This is a genomic window from Microbacterium sp. NPDC056044 (assembly GCF_042267145.1).
Taxonomy (GTDB): Bacteria; Actinomycetota; Actinomycetes; order Actinomycetales; family Microbacteriaceae; genus Microbacterium.
In genome coordinates, this window is the sequence record NZ_JBHJWZ010000005.1 from 102083 (window position 1) to 118236 (window position 16154).

At 64.4% G+C, this 16154-nt stretch carries 14 protein-coding genes; 9 read left to right on the forward strand and 5 right to left on the reverse strand.

Annotation, left to right across the window (positions count from 1 at the left end):
- Nucleotides 1-188 precede the first annotated feature (188 nt).
- A complete protein-coding gene (locus ACFC1I_RS15365; protein WP_376012080.1) occupies nt 189-749 on the forward strand; it encodes a GDSL-type esterase/lipase family protein in 561 nt (186 codons plus the stop codon).
- Between the two features lie 481 nt (nt 750-1230).
- Here the strand turns inward: ACFC1I_RS15365 and ACFC1I_RS15370 are convergent, their stop codons facing one another.
- The 5 genes from ACFC1I_RS15370 to ACFC1I_RS15390 form a co-directional block, all read right to left on the reverse strand.
- On the reverse strand, nt 1231-1398 hold the full coding sequence (locus ACFC1I_RS15370; protein WP_376011129.1) for a hypothetical protein: 168 nt from the start codon (nt 1396-1398) through the stop codon (nt 1231-1233).
- A 107-nt stretch (nt 1399-1505) separates the two neighbouring features.
- Nucleotides 1506-2411, reverse strand: a complete 906-nt coding sequence (locus tag ACFC1I_RS15375) for a carbohydrate ABC transporter permease (protein ID WP_376011132.1) — start codon at nt 2409-2411, stop codon at nt 1506-1508.
- Nucleotides 2408-3280 carry a carbohydrate ABC transporter permease gene (locus tag ACFC1I_RS15380; RefSeq protein WP_376011135.1) on the reverse strand — a complete coding sequence of 291 codons (873 nt, stop codon included), beginning with the start codon at nt 3278-3280 and terminating at the stop codon, nt 2408-2410. The genes ACFC1I_RS15375 and ACFC1I_RS15380 overlap by 4 nt, the downstream gene beginning before the upstream one ends.
- A 58-nt stretch (nt 3281-3338) precedes the next feature.
- A complete protein-coding gene (locus tag ACFC1I_RS15385; protein ID WP_376011137.1) occupies nt 3339-4658 on the reverse strand; it encodes an ABC transporter substrate-binding protein in 1320 nt (439 codons plus the stop codon).
- 115 nt (nt 4659-4773) lie between these two features.
- On the reverse strand, nt 4774-5775 hold the full coding sequence (locus ACFC1I_RS15390; RefSeq protein WP_376011140.1) for a LacI family DNA-binding transcriptional regulator: 1002 nt from the start codon (nt 5773-5775) through the stop codon (nt 4774-4776).
- Nucleotides 5776-5982: 207 nt separating this feature from the next.
- On the opposite strand from ACFC1I_RS15390, the gene ACFC1I_RS15395 reads away from it, so the two are divergent.
- The 8 genes from ACFC1I_RS15395 to ACFC1I_RS15430 all read left to right on the forward strand — a co-directional run bounded on the left by ACFC1I_RS15395 (nt 5983) and on the right by ACFC1I_RS15430 (nt 16138).
- The gene (locus tag ACFC1I_RS15395; RefSeq protein ID WP_376011143.1) at nt 5983-7335 is read left to right on the forward strand and encodes a glycoside hydrolase family 172 protein; all 1353 of its coding nucleotides are present in this window, start codon (nt 5983-5985) and stop codon (nt 7333-7335) included.
- The gene (locus tag ACFC1I_RS15400) at nt 7335-8573 is read left to right on the forward strand and encodes a glycoside hydrolase family 32 protein (RefSeq protein ID WP_376011145.1); all 1239 of its coding nucleotides are present in this window, start codon (nt 7335-7337) and stop codon (nt 8571-8573) included. Before ACFC1I_RS15395 ends, ACFC1I_RS15400 begins: the two co-directional genes overlap by 1 nt.
- On the forward strand, nt 8554-9537 hold the full coding sequence (locus ACFC1I_RS15405) for a carbohydrate kinase (RefSeq protein WP_376011148.1): 984 nt from the start codon (nt 8554-8556) through the stop codon (nt 9535-9537). The genes ACFC1I_RS15400 and ACFC1I_RS15405 overlap by 20 nt, the downstream gene beginning before the upstream one ends.
- A gap of 478 nt (nt 9538-10015) precedes the next feature.
- Nucleotides 10016-11047: a LacI family DNA-binding transcriptional regulator gene (locus ACFC1I_RS15410; RefSeq protein ID WP_376011151.1), complete on the forward strand. Its 1032-nt coding sequence runs from the start codon at nt 10016-10018 to the stop codon at nt 11045-11047.
- Nucleotides 11048-11202: 155 nt separating this feature from the next.
- Nucleotides 11203-12012: an ABC transporter permease gene (locus tag ACFC1I_RS15415; RefSeq protein WP_376011154.1), complete on the forward strand. Its 810-nt coding sequence runs from the start codon at nt 11203-11205 to the stop codon at nt 12010-12012.
- 7 nt (nt 12013-12019) lie between these two features.
- Nucleotides 12020-13003: a carbohydrate ABC transporter permease gene (locus tag ACFC1I_RS15420; RefSeq protein ID WP_376011157.1), complete on the forward strand. Its 984-nt coding sequence runs from the start codon at nt 12020-12022 to the stop codon at nt 13001-13003.
- A 61-nt stretch (nt 13004-13064) separates the two neighbouring features.
- Nucleotides 13065-14678 (forward strand): ABC transporter substrate-binding protein, encoded by a 1614-nt coding sequence (locus ACFC1I_RS15425; RefSeq protein WP_376011160.1) that lies wholly within the window; start codon nt 13065-13067, stop codon nt 14676-14678.
- A 92-nt stretch (nt 14679-14770) separates the two neighbouring features.
- On the forward strand, nt 14771-16138 hold the full coding sequence (locus ACFC1I_RS15430) for a glycoside hydrolase family 32 protein (RefSeq protein WP_376011163.1): 1368 nt from the start codon (nt 14771-14773) through the stop codon (nt 16136-16138).
- Nucleotides 16139-16154: the final 16 nt, after the last annotated feature.

The following is a 16154-nucleotide window of genomic DNA, read 5'->3' on the forward strand; positions in this document are numbered from 1 at the left end:
GCGTTCCGCCTGGCATCGATGACACTGACGCCAATCGAGAGCAGCCCGACCGCACGGGCGAAGGGCGCCCGACAAGGTCGGCGAAGTCGGACTGAGACTCTGACGAACAAGAGTGAGACCACAGAGGGAGTTCCACAGTGAAGTTGCCAAGGCGGTTGTTGAGCAGGCTCATGCTTCCGACCCAGATGATGAGGAGGTCGCGCTTTGACGTCGTCGATGCCACACCGGGATCCGTCGTGTTGCTCGGTGACAGCATTACCGAGCAGGGAATCTGGCACGAATGGCTCCCGCAGTTCTCCGTGCTTAATAGGGGGGTTGCGGGAGAGACAATCGGGGATGTCATCTCGCGAGTTGAGGTCGTGAGAGGGGCGCGTGCAGTCTCACTCATGGTCGGGACCAACGACCTTGGCGGGCTGGGTGCAACTAGACGGGTGGCCGGTATCGCGGTGCAATACGAACACCTTCTCACCCGACTGCGGCAGGCGAACCCCGCGGCGCCACTCATCATCACCAGCGTTCTCCCGCGTGAAGTGGGGCAGGCGAGCAGGGTACGAGAACTAAATGACTGCCTAATCCGACTGTGCCGACCTTACGAAGCGATTTATGTCGATGCGTGGTCGCGCATGCACGGCTCGCGGTACGAGTTGCGCGGGGAATTCACAAAAGATCGAGTCCATCTCAATGGAGCCGGCTACCGGGAGTGGCTCACAGTTCTGTCTCCCGCGCTTCAGGAGGCGACAGCGCAATAGCGGTCAGCTTCTGCTGACGACAGCCTGCGAAGTGTTGTGCCCGACGGTGGGACGTGCCACCAACTTCCCTGACCCGGATAGTGGTGGTCGTGCAGATCAGTCCCGCGACATCGACGTCGTGCTCAGGAGCGGCGCGAACTCGGTCCACGTGTCCTCCCAATGCTGCACGATTGCCGACTATCTCCCGCCCCAATCGCCGAACCGACCGATGTCGAACGCCAGGCCGGGCCTAACCTCGTGGTCGGTGATGAGCCGCATGATGCCGCTGGATTCCGTGGGAAGTCCGCAATCGGCGCAAGCGAACTGGCATTCGTTCCTGCGACACGGCGGACGTATGGCAGCGTGGCGTTGGTCAGGCGCACGCGTGTCAGTCTCAGGAACGTGCCGCGCATGTTCGCCATACAGCTGAACAGCGCGTCATGCAGGAGGAAGGTCTGATCATCGCATCGCGCGTGGGCCGGGAACCTCCGAAGCAGCGGCCCTAGTCGATCGCGATGTCCGCCAGTGCCGCTCCTGGTCGCAGCGAGGCGACGATCTCACCGGTGACCAGCTTGGGTGCGGCTGACCCGGTCACGAGCACGGCTCCCACGACGAGATCGGCATCGGCATCCTGAATCGATGTGGACCTCGTCTCGGGTAGATGATGCAATGGACGTCGGGCTTGGGTTGGGTGTGCTCTGCGACTTCAAGGCAGACAGCGTCGTGTAGGGACTCTTCTTCGGGGTATCGAAGCGTGCCTTTCTTCGATTGATGGCCTCAGCCCTTGACTGCCCCTACGGTCATGCCGGCGATGACGTGGCGCTGGAAGATCGCGTAGATGATCAGTTGTGGCAGGAGCACGAGCGTGGCGGCGGCCATCATGCCGCCGTAGTCGACGGTGTACTGCCCCTGGAAGCGGGAGACGGCGAGCGACACGGTGACCATGTCGGGGTTGTTGATGAGGATGGATGCGAACGGGAACTCGTTGAACACGTAGACCACGTTGAAGATGAGGATCGTCGCGATCACCGGCCTCATGAGCGGAAGCACGACCGACCAGCACAGCCGCCACAGACCGACGCCGTCGATAATTGCTGCCTCCTCGATCTCGGTGGGGAACTCACGGAGGAACCCGGTCATCAGGAGAGTGTTGAAAGGGATGGAGACGGCGACGTAGGGGAGGATCAGTGCCGCGTAGGTGCCGAAGATCCCGAGGGCGAGATCGATCCGGTACACGGGGAACAGCAAAATGTAGACCGGGACTGCGAGACCGGCCAACAGGTAGAACCTGACGGAGGACTGCACTTTGCGGCGCCGGAAGACCATGCGCGTGAGCGCGAACGCCGACATGAAGGAGATCGCGGTTCCTACGGTGACCGAGACCACGGCGATGAGGATCGTGTTGCCGTACATCCGCAGCAGCGGAAGGGCGGTGGCGGCGTTCAGGTAGTTGTCGAAGGTGAGGTTCTCGAAAGAGAACGGGTTGGAGAGGATGTTCTCGCTCGGCTGCAGCGACAGCAGAACGATCCACAGCAGAGGCAGGATGATGAGGAACGTCACCAGGTAGGCGACGATGCCGATGATGATCGCCGTCCGGCGGCTCTTGCGGCGTCGGACAGGCGGGGTCGACCCGGGTTCTTTCAGGGCGACCCGAGATGCGGTGTCGAGGTCTGTAGTGGTCACGCCACTGCCTCCTTCCGGCGCATGGCGACGAGGTATCCGATGGACACCAGCGCACCCAGGATGGTGATGATGACGGCAAGGGCCATGCCATAGCCGTACTGCTGATTGGTAAAGGTGACGAAGTACATGTAACTGACGAGGGTCTCGGACCTGTGCACGGGACCTCCACCAGTGAGCATGTACACGAGCTCGAAGATCTTGAAAATGTTGGTGATCATGAGGATGGTCACGATGGCGAACGTCTCGCGCATCATCGGGATGGTGATGAAGCGGATCTGCTGCCAGCCGGTGGCGCCGTCCAGTGAGCTTGCCTCCATGACGTCGGCGGGGAGCATCTGCAGCCCGGCGTAGAAGATCGTCATCGCGAAGCCGACGCTGCTCCAGATGAAAACGATGGCGACGGAGATCGGCGTGAGGTAGTCACCCCCGATCCACTGGATGGGGGGTACGCCCAGCGGTTCGAGGACGCGGTTGAGAAGGCCGATCTTCGGATCGAGGATGAAGACCCAGATCAGGCCGACGAGGATCGGGGCGATGATGGCGGGGCCGAACACGAGAGCGCGGAGCGTGCCTCGTCCGGGGATGGCACGCTGAAGCAGCAGCGCCAGCGCGAAGGACGCGGGAATCAGGATCGCCAGTGCGACCACCAGGATGACGATCGTGTTCTGAAGGGCTTGCCAGAAGAACGGGTCCTGGAACAGCGCGGTGTAGTTGTCGAACCCGATCCAGGTCGGGTCTCCAAATCCCTGGAAGCGGGAGAAGCTGTAGATCCCGGAGTAGATCACGGGGTAGACGACGAACATCGAGAAGACGATGAGCGTCGGCGCGAGCATGAGCAGGATCTTCCAGCGGTTGCTGACCCAGTTCATCGGTTGGACTCCTCGTTGGTGCGGGTGGGACCGCCGTGGCGGCCCCACCCGCGGTCGATCACTGGCGGTTGGCGTCGAGTGCCTTCTGCACGAGCTCCAGTGCGGCCTCTGGGGTGAGCTGCCCCTGGATCACGCCGTAGATGCTGTCGTACATTGCGTTGGCGACCGGTGTGGGCACGAGGAGGTCGGGCTGCGATTCGGGGCTGGTCACTCCGTTCGCGGTGGCGGCATCGAGCGCTGCCTTCAGTGCGCTCTGCTTGGTCGGGTCGACGTGAGCCTGGTATGTGGTTACAGGCGGCTGCCCGTTGTCGACGAGGATCTGCTGGGCGTCGTCGCTGTAGTAGAAGTCGAGGAACTTCGTGACCGCGGCGAGCTTCTTCTTGTCGTCGCCCACCTTGTTGCTCACGGCGAACGGTGCGGAGGCGACGTTCATGATGATGTTCTGCTCGCCCACGCCGTCGGCGAACTGCGGGCCCTGCCAGAAGGCGATGTCCGACACGATGTCGGATTCCTGGATGGCGCTCGATGCCCACACGCCGGCGTCGAGCATCGCCGCGTTGCCGCTGGTGAACTGGTCGACGGCCTGCTGGTACGTCTGCGTCGAGACGTTCGACGCGAACGCGCCGGCCTTACGGAGCTCATCGATGTGCTGGTACAGGCGCAGGAAGTCGTCGTTCGTGTACTGCTCGGAACCGTCGAGCAGCCCGTCGACGACGTCGCCGTACCCGAACCGGTCGAGCATCGTCAGGAAGCTCCACACGCTGAACGCCGACTGGTTCGCGCCGTCCGAGATGGTGGTGATCCCCTTGGCGTGCAGGGTCTTCGCGGCCTCCACGAGGTCATCGAAGGTCGTGGGCATGTCGACGCCGTTGTCGCTGAGGATCTTCTTGTTGACCCAGAGCCCGGTGAGCAAGCCTTGGTAGGGCACGCCGTAGATCACGTCGCCCTCCGAGAAGTTCCGGATGGTGCTCGCGGGGAACTTGTCGGTGAGGTCGAGATCCTTCAGGACAGGCGCGAGGTCCAGCAGCTTGCCGGCCTTCTGCATCTCCTCGGCCGTCGACTTGTAGACCCAGAACACGTCGGGCAGGGTGTCGCTCTGCGCGGCCACCGACAGCTTCTGCAGGTGCTCGGCCACCGCTTCACCCGACACGGTCACGTCGATGTCGGGGTTGGCCTTCTCGAATGCTTCGACGATGGCCCAGGTGGCGGGGTCGGCCGATTTCACATCGGGGTTCTGCATCGACAGCGTGATCTCTGTCTTGCCGTCGCTGCTGCCCGAACCTGCAGAGCCGCAGCCGGCGAGGATGAGCGCTGACGCGGCGACGCCGGCCGCTGCGATGAGGACGCGTCCGAGAACGCGGGGTGCTGTGGAACGCACGTTCATCTCCTTTGATGGAAGGTCTGTACACAACAGATCCGTCGAATTAGCGAAACGTTTGCGGGAAACGTTTGTCACACCATAAGGCTGCGGAAAGTTCGTGTCAACACGGAGCTCAGCGCGAGTAGTCCTCGGTCGACTCGCGGAGTTCGAGCGCCTGATGCAGCCGAAGCGTGCGCGGGTTTGCGTGCGGTGCCGACAACCGATCCGCGAGCAGGCCGACAGCGGCGATCCCCATGTCGAAGGCGGGTTGGCGCACCGTGGTGATGCCTGGGCGGAAGAGGTCGGAGTTGCTGAATCCGTCGAAGGTCGCGAAGGACACGTTGTCGGGGGTCCGACGCCCGGCGGCGACGATCGCGCGCAGTCCGGCGACGGCGAGCGGCGTGCTGCAGGCCACCACCGCGGTGTACGCCGAAGTCCGGAGGGCGTCGGTCAGCCGTTCCTGCAGTTCCGAGTCGTCACGGCCCACGAGCACAAGTTGATCCGCATCGGACAGCCGAGCGTCACGCACTCCATCGCGGAATCCGTCGAGGCGTTCACTGAGGGCCGGGACGCGGATATCTCCCGCGATGATCGCCGCGCGGGTGTGCCCCTGCGCCGTGAGATGGCGGACCAGGCGGCGCATGGAATCCCGGTTATCGGCACCTACCTGGTCGAAAGAAGCGTCCGGAAACAAGCGGTCCAGGAGGACGACGGGTGTCTTCTCCTGCTGCAAGTCTGCCATCAGCCCCGGAGTCGAGTTGGCGGCGCGTGCCAGGATCAGCCCGTCGATCCGCCGTTCCAGGAGGGTGGTGATCGCTCGCTGCTCGCGGTCGGCGTCCTCGGCCGAATTGGCGAGGAGCAGTGTCAATCCGCGGTCGGCCGCGGCCTGCTCGACCCCATGCACCATCTCCGCGAACGCCGGCTCCCCGGCCGCCGACACGATGAGACCGATGCTGTCGGTCTTGGAGCGCCGGAGGGCGCGCGCGAGGGTGTCTTGCCGATAGCCGGTCTGCTCGATCGCGGATAGAACCCGCCGGCGCGTGTTCTTCTCGACGTTGCGTGTCCCGTTGAGCACGTGCGAGACGGTCGAGATCGAAACCCCCGCCAGCCGTGCCACATCCACCATCGTGGCCATGAGATTCTCCGCTCGTCGTCGAGAATGCGTTGTTGCGCAAACATACCCCACGTCGCGCGGCCGCAGCGGCTCATCCGCAGAAACGGGAAGATTCGCCCGCAGATGTTGCGAAGCTCGACCCGGCCAACTACCGTGACGGGATACAAACGTTTCGATGGCGGTGAAGCCATCTGAGATCGCTCTTCAACGAGCAGGAAAGGGGCGACGGTGACCGCAACGACACCGCCCGCAGGCATGCTTGGAGACCTCACGCAGGCGCGCAGTGCCCGCACGGCTCGCGCGTCGAGCTTCGACCAGACAGGCCGCAATCGCGACAACTGGATCGTCATGCCGGGCGAGGAGCGCGTGCTCGCCGACATCGAGGGACCTGGGTTCATCACGCACATCTGGATGACCCAGTCCTGTCGCATCCAACCGGGCCCCGGGCAGATCGATCCGAACGTCGTCGGCGTCCCGATGCTCGAGATCCACAATGCACTCGGGGTCAGCTGGGAAGTCGTCGACCCGGACTACTACCGCAAGGTCGTGCTGAAGATGTACTGGGATGACCAGGAGACCCCCAGCGTCGTGGCGCCCCTCGGCGACTTCTTCGGCCTGATGAACTCCCTTTCGGGCTCCTACGAGTCGCTGCCGCTGTCGGTTTCCGCGAAAGAGCCGGAACTGCACACGTTCGGTGGCAGCGCCGCCTTCAACAGCTACTTCCGCATGCCGTTCAACCGGCGGGCGCGCATCGTCGTCGAGAACCAGAACGACATCCCCTACCTCCAATACTTCTACATTGACTACGAACTCGTGAAGGAGCCGCTGCCGGAGGACACCGTCTACTTCCACGCGCACTGGCGCCGCGAACTGCCTTCCGGCTGGGGCCCCGACCTGCAGTCCAACAGCATCGAGACCACCGTGGCCAACCTCGACGGCAAGGATAACTACGTCGCCCTCGAGACCGAGGGGCGCGGGCACTACGTCGGTTGCACGCTCGCGGTGCGCCACTTCCAGGGTTCCTGGTGGGGCGAGGGCGACGACATGATCTTCATCGACGACGACACCTGGCCGCCCAGCCTCCACGGCACCGGCATGGAGGACTACTTCGGCCACGCGTGGGGCATGCAGCACAACGCCTACCTCTTCAACGGCACGATCGTTCACGAAGAAGACGTGCCCGGCTTCCACCACTCGTACCGCTTTCACATCGCCGACCCGATCCGGTTCGACAAGCGCATCAGGGTGACATTCGAGCACGGGCACGGCAATCACCTCTCCGATGAGTGGTCCTCGACCGCGTACTGGTACCAGACTCTCCCGTCTCCCGAACTGACGATTCCGGATGTCGCGCAGCGACTCCCGTTGCGTCCCGTCGACCGGGTGATCGAGGCGCCGCTGCCCGAGCTAACGGATGAGCAGAAGGTGGCGCGGGAAGCGGCCGCCGAACGCATGCGGGACTTCGTCGCCAAGCGGGACCAGATGCGCGCGGAACGTCGGGCTCAGATCGACGAGTGGGAGCGCGGCAACGTCGAGATCGCCCGCGACGTCCGCCGCCGCTTCGACGCAAAGGAAGCGTGATGGTGCGTCCCCAGCTGCATTTCACGTCGCGAAGCGGATGGATCAACGACCCGCACGGCATCACCTACCGGGACGGCGAGTACCACGTCTTCTACCAGTACGTGCCGGACCAGACCGTGTGGGGGCCCAACTGCCACTGGGGCCACGCCTCCGGCCCGGACCTGCTCAGCCTCACCGAACTGCCGATCGCGATCGCCCCGGGTGACGGTGACGACGGCATCTGGACCGGTTCGCTCGTCACCGACGGCGACGACGGGCGCACCGTCGTGTTCTACACCAGCACCACCACCCCCGACCTCGGGATCGGCCGAATCCGGCAGGCAACGCCCAAGGACGCGGGATGGATCGGGTGGGACAAGGGACCATTCGTCGCGGACGCGCCCGAAGGGCTGGACATCATTGCCTACCGCGACCCGTTCGTCCGCCGGGAGGACGACGTCTGGCGCATGTTTGTCGGCGCCGCCCTGCGCGACGGAACGGCGATGGCCTTGTCATACACGTCTCCCGACCTCGATGAGTGGACGTACGACGGGGTCGCCCTGCAGCGGTCGACGACCGAGACCCGCGACGTGTGGATGGGCGCTCTGTGGGAGTGCCCTCAGATCTTCGAGCTCGACGGCAAGGCCGTCATGGTCTCGTCGGTTTGGGACGACGACGTGCTGCACTACGCCGGGTACGCGATCGGCAGCTACCGGAACGGTGTCTTCCACGCCGACAGGTGGGGACGGCTCACCTACGGCGACAGCTACTACGCTCCCTCGCTGTTCACCGACGCCGACGGCCATCCCTGTCTGCTGTTCTGGATGCGCGGCATCGGGGGAGCGGGCGAGGAGTGGGCCAGCGCGCACAGCGTTGCCCACCGTCTGTCCATCCGCGACGACCGTCTGGTGGCGACCCCACACCCCGATGTCACGGCGCACCGCGGCGCACCTTCACCCAACGCAGCTGTGACCGGGCTGGCCGCCGACGTCGTGTGGACTGCCGAGACGGGCGAGCTGACCGTCCGCAGCGGCGACGCCGAGGTGGTGGCACTGCGCCGAGGCGACGGTGAGGTCACCGTCTTCGTAGGCGACACGTCGACGACGATTCCGGTGTCCGGGGGCCTGCGCATCCTCGTGGACGGTCCGACTCTGGAGATCTCCAGCGACGCCGGCATTTTCGGCGCACGGGTGCAACCGGCTGGTGAGCGCCTTTCGATAGCCGCAGCGGGATCGACGTATGTCTACCCGCTCGGCTGACACTCGCGCGCCCGCATGCGCCGTCCTTGTCGTCGGCGAGTCGCTCGTCGAGATTGTCGAGGCGGAGGGGGAGCCTCCACGTGAGCATGTCGGAGGCTCTCCCGCGAACGTTGCGCTCGGTCTTGGCCGGTTGGGCGTGCCGGTTCGGCTTCACACCGCGCTTGCGCGCGATGCGCATGGCGAGATGATTCGACGACACCTCGCCGCCTCTGGTGTGAACATCGATGACGCATCGTGGAATTTGCCACAGACCTCGACCGCACGCGCCCGCATCGCGCCCGACGGTGCCGCCGCCTACGACTTCGACGTGCGGTGGGAGCTTCCCACCCCGCCGCGGTGGCGCGGGGAACGGATCATCCACGTCGGATCGATCGCCGTGTTCCTCGACCCCGGCGCCGGACAAGTCGCGCACTTCCTCACCAGCGACGGCGCCCGGGCACGAGTGACGCTGGACCCGAACATCCGCCCCGCACTGATCGGCGAACATCGAGACGCCCTCACCACGTTCGAAGAAATCGCTACGCGCGCCGCCATCGTGAAGCTCAGCGACGAGGACGCCCGGTGGCTGTACCCCGGCCACGACAGTGACGCGATCGCACAACGACTCACAGGCCTCGGGGCGGAAGCAGTAATCTTCACCCTCGGAGCGGACGGTGCGATCGGGTACGCGGGGCAATCGCGGCTGGAGATCCCTGCGCCACGAGTGCCCGTCAGAGACACCGTCGGCGCCGGCGACACTTTCATGGCCGCGCTTGTCCGAGGACTCGCATCGCTCAGGCCGGGCGACAGCATTACCGACGAGCCGACGCTGCACCGACTGCTCACGCGAGCCGTTGCCGCGGCATCCATCACGGTGCAACGGTCGGGTGCCGACCTCCCCACCCTGTCCGAAGTCGTCGCAGCCGAGCGCCGCGAAGCACTGATCCGCACGAACCGTCACAGCATCGGCCACGCCATCTTCTAACGAGGAGAATGCTGAACCGCGGCGTGCCCCGCCTCACGTCGACATATCGGACATAGGCGAATGTCGACAGCAAATCGCGATAGGCGGCTTGCGCGACCGAGTGTGACTGCGTCGGCCAACAGGCCTGGGTCGCGCTTTGGCTGCGGGGAATGGGTAGTCTGAAAGGCGCCACGTAGCCTACCGACGACGAACAAGAGGTTCAGTGTCGAATCCTGAACGCCGCCCCACCGGGTTGTGGGAAGCGCTGGGGCTGGCTGCCGCTTATCCCTCTAGCGACCGGCATCGAGCGCCGCGCTCGCCGCTTTCAACTCGAGCGCGATTCAGACTGTGGCTAGCCAGAGTATTTCGCCTGCGCCCACCGGGGAAGTAGACGCGCTTGTTCCGGCGAGCGAGTTGACATCCCGCGGCAGGCTTGACGCTCGATGGCCTGTGAGCTACGGTCAGTCATACGAATAACTTGCACGAAGGAGTGAGGGCAGTGACTCGTAAGACGCCGACGATGTGGCAGGTTGCGGAGCACGCGGGTGTCTCGCAAGCCACGGTGTCGTTGGTGTTGAACAATGTCGGCGGCAGTCGGGTCACCGACGCGACGCGCGAGCGCGTGATGGATTCCGTTCGTGCGCTCGGGTATCGCACGAATGCGATCGCGAAGTCTCTGCGGAGCGGCGAGTCGGGGATGATCGGCTTCATCTCGGATGAGGTTGCGAGCTCGCCATTCGCCGGGCGCCTGCTCAAGGGGGCGCAGATGCTGGCCTGGGAGACGGGCAACGTGATTCTCAACGTGGACACGTTCAACGATCCAAGCCTCGAGGCTGCGGCGATCGACATGATGCTGTCGTACCGCGTGCGTGGAGTCGTCTACGCGTCGATGTATCACCGGGTCGTAGACGTGCCCGCCGGGCTCGAGTCGGTCCCTACCGTCGTGGTCAACGCGCAGGACCGAGCCGGGCAGCGGCTGAGCGTCTTTCCTGACGAAGAAGGCGGCGGCTATGTCGCCACTCGTCACCTCATCGAGGCAGGGCATACCCGCATCGCGATGATCAATATTCAGCCGCCGGAGAGCACGCTGCCCGCAGGCGTGGGCCGTCTTGCGGGGTACCGCCGTGCTCTGGATGATGCCGGCGTTGCGCAGGACGAGTATCTTGTCCGCAGCGGCATGGGGATCGTGGAGGACGGGCTGGCGCAGACACTCGAGCTCCTCGCTCTGGATAACCGTCCCACAGCCATCTTCTGCGGGAATGACCGCACCGCGTGGGGGGCATATCGCGCGGCGGAGTCGGTCGGGCTGCGGGTGGGGGAGGACTGCTCGATCGTCGGATTCGACAACCACGACATGATCGCCCCGTTCCTCGACCCCGGCCTCACCACGATGGAACTTCCGTACGAGCAGATGGCCCGCCAGGCCGTGAGCTCTCTCCTGACAGGCTCCTCGATGACGCCCGACCAGATCCCCGTCGAATGCTCGCTGATCCTCCGCGGTTCAGTGGCCAGTGCAAAGGTGCGCGCATGACAACGCAAGTATCACCACGAATGGCTCGCCGTGCGACGAGGGCCCCCCAGCGAGGTCGCCTTCGGCCCGCGGTTCGACGAGCTATCCGTTCATGGCAGTTATACGTATTACTAGCTCCCGCCGTCATCTACATCGTCGTCTTCAAGTATTGGCCGATGTACGGTGCGCAGATTGCATTCCGCGACTACAACCCCGCGCTGGGGTTCGCCGGCAGCCCGTGGGTGGGTCTCGAGCACTTCATCCGATTCGTGAACTCGTTCCAGTTCGAGCGACTCATCGCGAACACGCTGACGGTCAACTCGCTGGGTCTGCTCATCGCCTTCCCGGTGCCCATCATCCTGGCTCTGGTGGTCAATCAGCTCCAGAGCGAGCGGTTCAAGAAGTTCACGCAGACAGTCCTCTACTCGCCGTCGTTTATCTCGGTGGTCGTCGTGGTCGGCATGATCTTCCTGTTGTTCTCGCCGCGGTCCGGCATCGTCAACAACGCGATCGTCGCGTTCGGCGGCGACCCGGTCTTCTTCATGGGATCACCGGACTGGTTCCGGCCGCTCTACATCGGGTCCGACATCTGGCAGACGGCGGGATTCTCGATGATCGTCTATCTCGCGGCTTTGACTGCGATTGACCCCGCCCTGCATGAAGCGGCTCGCGTCGACGGTGCCAACAAGTGGCAGCGCATCCGGCACATCGACATCCCGGGCATCATGCCGGTCATCACGATCCTGTTCATCCTGGCGATCGGGAATCTCTTCAACCTCGGCTTCGAGAAGGTCCTGCTGATGCAGACGGATCTGAACTTGCCGACGTCCGAGGTCATCCAGACCTACGTCTACAAGATCGGCTTGCAACAAGCGCAGTTCAGCTACTCCGCCGCCATCGGCCTGTTCAACTCCCTCATCAACCTCGTCCTGCTCTTGACCTTCAACTGGGTCGCCAAGCGGGCCGGCCAGTCGACTCTTTGGTGATGACGCCATGACTCACACGATTCCCACACCGACCAAGACGCCGACCTCCACCTCGAGTCTGGCCGTGGAGGCGCGGACGGCAAAGCCCCGCGCATCGCGCGGTCGGTGGCGCGAGCGGGCAGCCGACCCCCTGTTCAATGTCGTCGCCATCGGGATGCTCCTGGTGGCCATCATCGCCATCCTCTACCCGCTGTACTTCATCATCATCGCCTCGGTCAGCGAGCCCTCAGAGATCCTGAACGGCAATGTCTGGCTGTGGCCTCGAGGTTTCACGCTCGAGGGGTATGCCCGCATCTTTTCCGATGCGACGATTGTTCGAGCCTTCGGGAACTCGGTGTTGTACACCGTGGTCGGAACGGTCATCAGCGTGGCGGCCATCCTGTGCGCCGCCTACGCGCTGTCGCGGAAGGACCTCTTCGGCCGCACGTTCTTCATGCTGCTGTTCATCGTCACGATGTTCATCGACGGCGGCCTCATCGCCCGCTACCTCGTGGTCCGCGACCTCGGGATGCTCGACACCATCTGGGCGATCGTGCTGCCCGGCGCGATCGGGGTGTGGAACCTCATCATCGCGCGCGCCTTCTTCGAGAACAACGTGCCCGCCGAGCTCCGGGAAGCCGCGCAGCTGGACGGGGCGAACGACTTCCGCTTCTTCCTGCAGATTGTGCTGCCTCTCTCGAAGCCCCTCATCTTCCTAATGGTCATGATCCACCTCGTCGCCAATTGGAACGCCTTCTTCGACGCGCTCATCTATCTCAACAACGAGAGCATGTATCCGCTCCAGCTGGTGCTGCGCAACGTTCTCATCCAGTCCGAGGTCTCCTCCGCCGGGGGGACCGGCGCGCTCGATTCCTACGCTGCAGCGCAGCGGCTGGGGGAGCTCATCAAGTACGGAATGATCGTCGTCTCCACGATCCCCCTCCTCATCGTCCTGCCGTTCATGCAGAAGCACTTCACCAAAGGCGCGCTGCTCGGCGCCGTGAAGAGCTGAACATGCGACTGGTCAGCCTCCTGCCTCGCATCCATCCACCCTCACAGCAAGGAACAACACCATGAGACACCGCCGTTTCCTGAGCGCATCAGCACTCGCCATCACCGGAGCCGTCCTCCTGGCCGGCTGCACCGCCGGAGGGGGAGCCACCGACGTCGACGACAAGTCCTCAGACTTCGGCTTCAACGAGACCGGTCTGCCGATCGTGGACGAGACGCTCACACTGACCGCCGGCGGCTCGAAGGCCCCGCTCGCGCCAGACTTCTCCGAAATGGCGCTGGTGCAGCAGTGGGAGGCGGACACGAATATCGCCATCGACTGGGAGAACCTGCCCGACCAGGTGTACGCCGAGAAGAAGAATCTGATGCTCGCCAGCGGCGACATCCCCGACATCCTCTTCAACACGGGGCTTTCGGATGCCGAGATCGTGGATAACGGCAGCAATGGCACGCTACTTCCCCTCGAAGGGCTCATCGAGGAATACGCGCCGACACTGACGGCCATTCTGGCCGACCGACCGGACATCCGCGCGGCGATCACGGCGTCGGACGGGCACATCTATACGCTGCCCTCCGTCGAAGAGCTGGGCCTCGTGCAGTACCCGAACTTCCTCTACATCAACACCACATGGCTGAACGCGCTCGGCATCCCGATGCCGACGACCATCGACGAGTACCACGCGGCGCTCGAGGCCTTCGCGACCGGCGACCCGAACCGGAACGGCATCGCCGACGAGATACCGCTGTCGTTCCGTACCGACTCCTTCTGCGCGAACCCGCACGATCTCATCGCAGCTCTCGGCGGACAGCCGGAGAACAACGACCACCGAATCGTGCGCGACGGCACAGTGGAGTTCACAGCCAACACCGACGAGTACAAGGCCGGCGTCGCCGCCTTGAGCGAGTGGTACGCCGACGGGCTCATCGACCCCGAGTCGTTCTCTCAGGATGACGTCGCCTATCTATCCAAGGGCAAGTCGGCCACTCCCATCCTCGGCTCGTTCTTCTGGTGGGAGCTGAAGGAGATGGTGGGCGACGATCGGGTCGACGACTACGCGCTCGTCGGCATCCTCGAGGGCGCCGACGGCGACCGGCTCGCCAGCGTCGCCAACAACCAGGAGATCGGCCGTGGCGCGATGGCCATCACGCGGGCCAACGAGTATCCGGCCGCGACGATGCGCTGGGCGGACCGTCTGTTCGAGCCGGTGATGTCGGCCCAGTCCAACTGGGGCCCGATCGGCGTCACGCTCGAGGAGAATGCCGACGGCATCCTGGTGCAGATCCCTGCCGCCGCAGGCGAGTCCGAAGGCGAGCGCCGCCAGCGCGTCGCGCCAGGAGGGCCGAAGATCACCACCGCCCAGGACTTCGTGACGGTCGTCGCACCTGAGCCGCGCGCCAAGGAGCGGCAGGACCTCGTCACCGAGTTCTACGCGCCGTTCCAGGCGAACGACGCCTACCCGCCTGTCATGCTCTCCAACGAGGAGCTCGACCAGGTGTCGTTCGCAAACACCGACATCAACACGCTCGTCAAGGAGAAGTTCGCGGCGTGGATCGTCAACGGCACCCTCGACGCCGAATGGGACGCGTACACGGCCCAACTGAAGACCCTCGGCGTGGACGACGTGATCGCGACCTACCAGCAGGCATACGACCGCTTCCAGGAGGGCGGCCAGTAGCCCGCAGCACACAGGGGCCGGCCCGTCTGGGCCGCCCCTGTGTGTCCTCCGCTTCAATCACACCCACACCCACACACCACACCCGGAGCACCGTGACGACCCTGACCGTGCAGACCCCTTCGCTACGGCCGACCGCCCACTTCACAACGCAGTCCACCTGGTTGAACGATCCCAACGGCCTGTTGTACGTCGACGGCACCTACCACCTGTTCTTCCAGACCAATCCGCACGGCACCACCTGGGGGAACATCTCCTGGGGGCACGCGACGTCCACGGACCTGATCCGGTGGGACGAACGCGCCATCGCCATCCCCTGCACCCACGATGAGATGGCCTTCTCAGGAAGCGCCGTGGTCGACGAACGCAACACGGCCGGTTTCGCGCGGGACGGGCAGACGGCTCTGGTCGCCATCTTCACCAGCGCCCGCCCGGCGCGGGGCGACGAACCCGCATCACAGTCGCAGTCACTCGCATACAGCGTTGACAGCGGCACGACCTGGACTCGCTACGCCGGAAACCCGGTGCTCGACATCGGCTCGGACGAATTCCGCGACCCGAAGGTGTTCTGGCACGGCGGCGACGATGGCCACTGGGTGATGGTGGCGGTCGAGGCCGTTGCCCGGAAGATTGTCGTCTACATCTCGCCAGACCTCATCACCTGGAATTACGCCTCGAGTTTCGGGCCCGCGCATGCGACCGGAGGGGTGTGGGAGTGCCCTGACCTGTTCCCGCTGGTGGTCGACGGCGGCGACGAAACCCGATGGGTGCTCATCGTCAGCATGAACCCCGGGGGCATCGCCGGCGGCTCGGGCACTCAGTACTTCGTCGGCGACTTCGATGGGTATGTCTTCACCCCGGACCGGCTGGCCGACTCTACAGACCCCTTCGACTACGACTGGTTGGACTACGGCCGCGACTATTACGCCGCCGTATCGTTCAGCAACGCCCCCGACGGTCGACGCCTGATGGTCGGGTGGGCCAGCAACTGGGACTACGCGAACGCCACGCCGACTCACCCTTGGCGGTCGGCGATGTCGCTGGTGCGGGAAGTGAGCCTCGTCCGCTGCCCGGGCGGCCGGCTCCGACTCGCTCAACTGCCGGTTCTACCTTCTACCCCGCCGATGGTGAGTACCTTCGAGTTGGTGGCCCCTTGCGGACCAGGTCAACGCACCTCGATCGTGCTCTCGGGCGAGGGGCACGAAGAGGTCGTCGTGATCATCGACGGCGACACCCGCACGATCTTGTTCGACCGAACACGTAGCGGCACTACGGAGTTTCATCCGCAGTTCGCCTCGGTCGACCGCGCGCCGCTACCGCAGCACTGCGCGACACACATCGACGTCCTCATCATCGTGGATGCCACGATCATCGAGATCTACGCGGGCGGGGGGCTTGTGACCCTCACCGAGCAGGTGTTCCCGTCCCGTCCTCTCAACGAGCTCACCGTCACGCCTGTGTGAGCACATCTCCAACGTC

Excerpts from the sequence above, each read along its gene's own strand:
- ACFC1I_RS15380 (WP_376011135.1), bottom strand. The coding sequence starts at position 3,280 with ATGAACTGGGTCAGCAACCGCTGGAAGATCCTGCTCATGCTCGCGCCG.
- ACFC1I_RS15365 (WP_376012080.1), top strand. The coding sequence starts at position 189 with ATGAGGAGGTCGCGCTTTGACGTCGTCGATGCCACACCGGGATCCGTC.
- ACFC1I_RS15405 (WP_376011148.1), top strand. The coding sequence starts at position 8,554 with ATGTCTACCCGCTCGGCTGACACTCGCGCGCCCGCATGCGCCGTCCTT.
- ACFC1I_RS15390 (WP_376011140.1), bottom strand. The coding sequence starts at position 5,775 with ATGGCCACGATGGTGGATGTGGCACGGCTGGCGGGGGTTTCGATCTCG.
- ACFC1I_RS15400 (WP_376011145.1), top strand. The coding sequence starts at position 7,335 with ATGGTGCGTCCCCAGCTGCATTTCACGTCGCGAAGCGGATGGATCAAC.
- ACFC1I_RS15420 (WP_376011157.1), top strand. The coding sequence starts at position 12,020 with ATGACTCACACGATTCCCACACCGACCAAGACGCCGACCTCCACCTCG.
- ACFC1I_RS15425 (WP_376011160.1), top strand. The coding sequence starts at position 13,065 with ATGAGACACCGCCGTTTCCTGAGCGCATCAGCACTCGCCATCACCGGA.
- ACFC1I_RS15415 (WP_376011154.1), top strand. The coding sequence starts at position 11,203 with ATGTACGGTGCGCAGATTGCATTCCGCGACTACAACCCCGCGCTGGGG.